The sequence below is a fragment of the Kitasatospora sp. NPDC058965 genome (assembly GCF_042741245.1).
Lineage (GTDB): Bacteria > Actinomycetota > Actinomycetes > Streptomycetales > Streptomycetaceae > Kitasatospora.
In genome coordinates, this window is the sequence record NZ_JBHYKG010000500.1 from 1 (window position 1) to 3,949 (window position 3,949).

The 3,949-nt window shown below is 72.7% G+C and carries 3 protein-coding genes; 1 reads left to right on the forward strand and 2 read right to left on the reverse strand.

Translation table 11 applies throughout. The features are described 5' to 3' along the window. Positions 1-60 precede the first annotated feature (60 nt). Together ACFW1A_RS39285 and ACFW1A_RS39290 are read right to left on the reverse strand one after the other, a co-directional pair. Positions 61-873, reverse strand: a complete 813-nt coding sequence (locus ACFW1A_RS39285; RefSeq protein ID WP_380418282.1) for a ferritin-like domain-containing protein — start codon at positions 871-873, stop codon at positions 61-63. Then, a complete protein-coding gene (locus ACFW1A_RS39290) occupies positions 870-1,688 on the reverse strand; it encodes a ferritin-like domain-containing protein (RefSeq protein ID WP_380418285.1) in 819 nt (272 codons plus the stop codon). Before ACFW1A_RS39290 ends, ACFW1A_RS39285 begins: the two co-directional genes overlap by 4 nt. A 586-nt stretch (positions 1,689-2,274) precedes the next feature. On the opposite strand from ACFW1A_RS39290, the gene ACFW1A_RS39295 reads away from it, so the two are divergent. Further along, the gene (locus ACFW1A_RS39295; protein ID WP_380418287.1) at positions 2,275-3,939 is read left to right on the forward strand and encodes a DUF4331 domain-containing protein; all 1,665 of its coding nucleotides are present in this window, start codon (positions 2,275-2,277) and stop codon (positions 3,937-3,939) included. The last annotated feature ends 10 nt before the right edge of the window (positions 3,940-3,949 follow it).

Genomic DNA, 3,949 nt, shown 5'->3' on the forward strand with positions numbered 1-3,949 from the left:
GTGCCCGGGCGCGGGAGAGTCGTTGCGCGCCCGGGCACGCACCGGTTCCGGTGGGTCGGGTCAGACGGTCAGCAGGGTCGGGCTGGCGGCCTTGTCGACGGGCAGGAAGTCGTCGGGCACGGGGTACTGGCCCAGCACGTAGTTCAGGATGGCGGCGTGCATGGCCTCGACGGGGGCGATGCTGGCCGCGGTGGCGATGCCGGCCGGGCTGGTCACGTTGTAGGTCGCGAACAGGTAGGTCTGGGCGGCCTGGTCCTCCAACTGCAGGGCGAGCTTGGCGACGTCGCCGACGCTGGTGGCCTTGCCCAGGGCGGCCACGGTGTCGGCCTGGTTCGACAGCGGCACGTCCGTGATGGCGGGCTTGCCGGCGCCGGTCAGCACGGCGTTCCACGCCTTGGCGTGGTCGGTGTGCTGGGCCATCGCCGTGGTCACGAAGTCCGCCACCGCGGGCGGCACGGTGCCGAGCTTGCCGTTCTTCGCGGCGTCCAGGGTGGTCTGGTAGGCACCGACGGCCTGGTTCTCCAGCGCGGTGGCCAGCGCCACCACCTTCAGGTCGCCCGTGTACAGGCCGGACGCCGAGCCGGAGGCCGCCGCCGACGGGCTGCCCGAGGCGGCGGAACCGGTCGACTTGCTGCTGGAGCAGGCCGCCAGCACGACCGCGGCCGCCGCGCCACCGGCGCCGAGCAGGAACCGGCGGCGCCCGGTGTCCCGCGGCCCGGCGCCGCCGCGCGCGCGGATCTCCTCGGCCAGGTCGACGGCGCCGGCCCGCATGGCGGGCAGCGTCTCCTGGTGCGCGTCGCGCATCTCGCGTGTCAGCCGGGCGAGTTCGTGCTCGCTGATGGGGAGGTCCCAGCCGCCCTTGGTGGTCGTCACTGCACGGCCCCTTCGCTGATCGGGGAGGCGTCGGTGGTCTTGTAGAAGGCGTCGGGGAAGCCGACGCTGCCGGCTGCGGCGGGCAGCTTGGCCGGGTCGACCGGGATGGCGATCAGGTCGGCGGCGTTGCCCGCCAGCAGCGCCTGCACCGCGAGCAGGGTGGCGCGGTGCTGGGCCTCCACCGGGGCCACCGACGCGAACAGCTTGCGCAGGTCGGCGGAGGTGACCTGGGAGACGTTCTTGGTGTACGTCTGCGCGGCCACGTCCTCCAGGGTGATGGCCAGCTTGACCACGTCGGCCGACGTCTTGATGGTCGGCAGGGCTTGGTCGACGACCGCCTTGTACTTCGGGTCGGGGCCGTTCTGCGCCTTGCCGCCGGCCTGGGTCGCGGCCGCATTGAAGGCCTTGGCGTGCGCCTGGTGCTGCGCGGTCGTCTTCGTGATGAACGCGGTCACCGTCTTGTTGCCGTCCTTGATGAACGGCAGCCCGGCGGCGGTCTGGTAGACGCTCACCGCCAGGTTCTCGATCGAGGCGGCGGTCTGCAGCGCCATGATGTCGTCGGCCACCGAGCCGGACGCCGACGGGGACGGCGAGGCGGTGTCGGCGAAGGCGCGCGAGGCGCCCCACAGCGCGGCGAGGCCGCCCGCGCCGGCGACCAGGCGGCCGCGCTGCCACCAGCGGCGCCGGCCCGGCTCGACCGCCTGTCCGAAGTCGATCAGCGCCCCGCGCGTGATCCGCACCGCGTCGCTGTTCAAGTCCTCGGACTGCTCGGTGAGTTCTTCGAGCAGTCGGGTGTCGATGCGCTCTGTCGGCATCATGCTCCCGTCTCAGGCCGGAGCCCGCCGCTCGCGGGCCCTCACGTGATGCCTTCGGTGCGGCCCCCGGGTCGGCTTGCCCGACTGTCGGCATTCACCCGCACGAGTGAGGACGGCCCGCCACCGCATGACCTGGTGACGGTGCGTCGTAGCCCGCCCGGGAGCCGGGACCCCGATGAGCACCGCGGTGCTCACCGCCCGCCATGAGGGCCCGGCCACCTTCCGCCGCCGCCACCGGCCGAACCCCGCCCCGAGCGGCCGGTGCGTGCGGGAACTGACGTCCCGGCACTCGCGGCGACCACTGCCCCTAACGGCTCCTCCGAGTAGCGACCCGGTCGCTCTGCGTGGTCTGGTGGTGAACGGGCCGCACGGCCCGCAGAACGCGACAGCAGCGGAGAGCACGGCGCGAGCCGCCGAGCGCCCGAGGTCACTGACCAGGTGCGCATGACCGACCGCCACTGTCCCCTTCGCGCACGACAGCGTCCGCGTCCTCTCGCGCCGGCGCATCCCCCTCCGGCCGCTGTCGGGCGGGCGCGGCCGATGCCGGCGCCCCGCCCGGAGCGGTTGCTGCCAGGAAAGACGGATCATGCAGCTTCCCCGTTCGTCCCGCCCCTCGGCGCCGGCCCGCCGCGCCGAGCGGCCGATGGCCGGCCTCGGCGTGATGGCCCTGCTGGCCGCCGCCGGTTTCGCCGGCCTCACCCCCGGCGTCAGCGCCGCCTCCAGCCACCGCGAGGCACCGCTGATCGCGGGCGACCCGCGCGCCGACAACACCGACGTGTACGCCTTCACCAGCCCCGACAAGCCCGACACGGTGACGCTGGTGGCGAACTGGATCCCGTTCGAGGAGCCCAATGGCGGCCCGAACTTCTACCCGTTCGCGGACGACGCGCACTACAACATCAAGATCGACAGCGACGGGGACGGAAAGCCCGACACCGTCTACACCTGGACGTTCAGCAACCACTACAAGGACGACGCGAACCAGTTCCTCTACAACACCGGCGTGGTGAACAACCTCACCGACCCGACGCTGAACTTCACCCAGACGTACACCCTGACGGTCACCTGCGCGGACGGCTCCACCAAGACCCTGCTGAAGGACGTACCGGCCGCCCCGTCCAACGTCGGCAAGGCCTCGATGCCCGACTACGAGCGGCTGCGCAAGCAGGCGACCCTCGACCTGCCGGGCGGCGGCCAGACCTACGCCGGCCAGGCCGCCGACCCGTTCTTCCTCGACCTGCGCGTCTTCGACCTGCTGTACGGCGGCAACCTCAAGGAGAGCGGCCACAACACGCTCGCCGGATACAACGTCAACACCATCGCCCTGCAGGTCCCGAAGGCCGACCTCGCGCTCAAGGGCGACCCGACCCGCAACCCGGTGGTCGGCATCTGGTCCACCACCGACCGCAAGGGCACCACGGTGGCCGACTCCCGTGACAAGGGCGGCGAGGGCAGGGCCGCCGACAAGGGCGGCGAGGGCAAGCGGCAGGACAAGGGCGGCGAGGGCTGGCACCAGGTCTCGCGCCTGGGCAACCCGCTGGTCAACGAGGTCGTCGTGCCCCTGAAGTACAAGGACGCGTTCAACGCGCTGGCCCCGGTCGACGACCACACCGTCACCCCGGTGGTCGACAAGGTCAAGGACCCGATCGTCCCCAAGCTCGTGCAGAGCATCTACGGCATCCCCGCCCCGGCCGCCCCGCGCAACGACCTGGTCGAGATCTTCCTCACCGGGATCTCGAAGAACTCCGGCGGCCCGATCCAGGCCGACCTGAACTCGCAGCTGCTCAACGCCGACGTCAGCAAGGCGAACTTCACCCCGGCCGAGGAACTGCGCCTCAACATGGCCGTGCCGCCCACCGACACCCCCAACCGGCTCGGGGTACTCGGCCAGGACCTCGCCGGCTTCCCGAACGGCCGCCGCCTGGGCGACGACGTGGTGGACATCGAACTGCAGGCCCTGGAGGGCGCGGCCCAGACCGGCACCATCGTGCCCGCACTGGCCGCGGGTGACGGCGTGAACGCCCCCGACCACGCCTTCGGCAAGCACTTCCCCTACGTGGCGCTGCCCAACACCGCCGCGGTCAACCAGGCCGACACCGACAACCCGGGCGGCGGCGTCGCGGCGGGCTTCGGCGGCCTGGCCGGCACGACCGGCCACTTCCCGGTCGCGGCCGCGGCCGCGCTCGGCGGCGGCGTCCTGCTGAGCGGGGCCGGCTTCCTGGCGCTGCGCCGCCGGCGCGCCGCCGAGTAGTGGCCCGCTC

What these genes read in the sequence shown, in the direction of transcription:
- ACFW1A_RS39290 (WP_380418285.1), bottom strand. Translation starts at nt 1,688, where the DNA reads ATGCCGACAGAGCGCATCGACACCCGACTGCTCGAAGAACTCACCGAG.
- ACFW1A_RS39295 (WP_380418287.1), top strand. Translation starts at nt 2,275, where the DNA reads ATGCAGCTTCCCCGTTCGTCCCGCCCCTCGGCGCCGGCCCGCCGCGCC.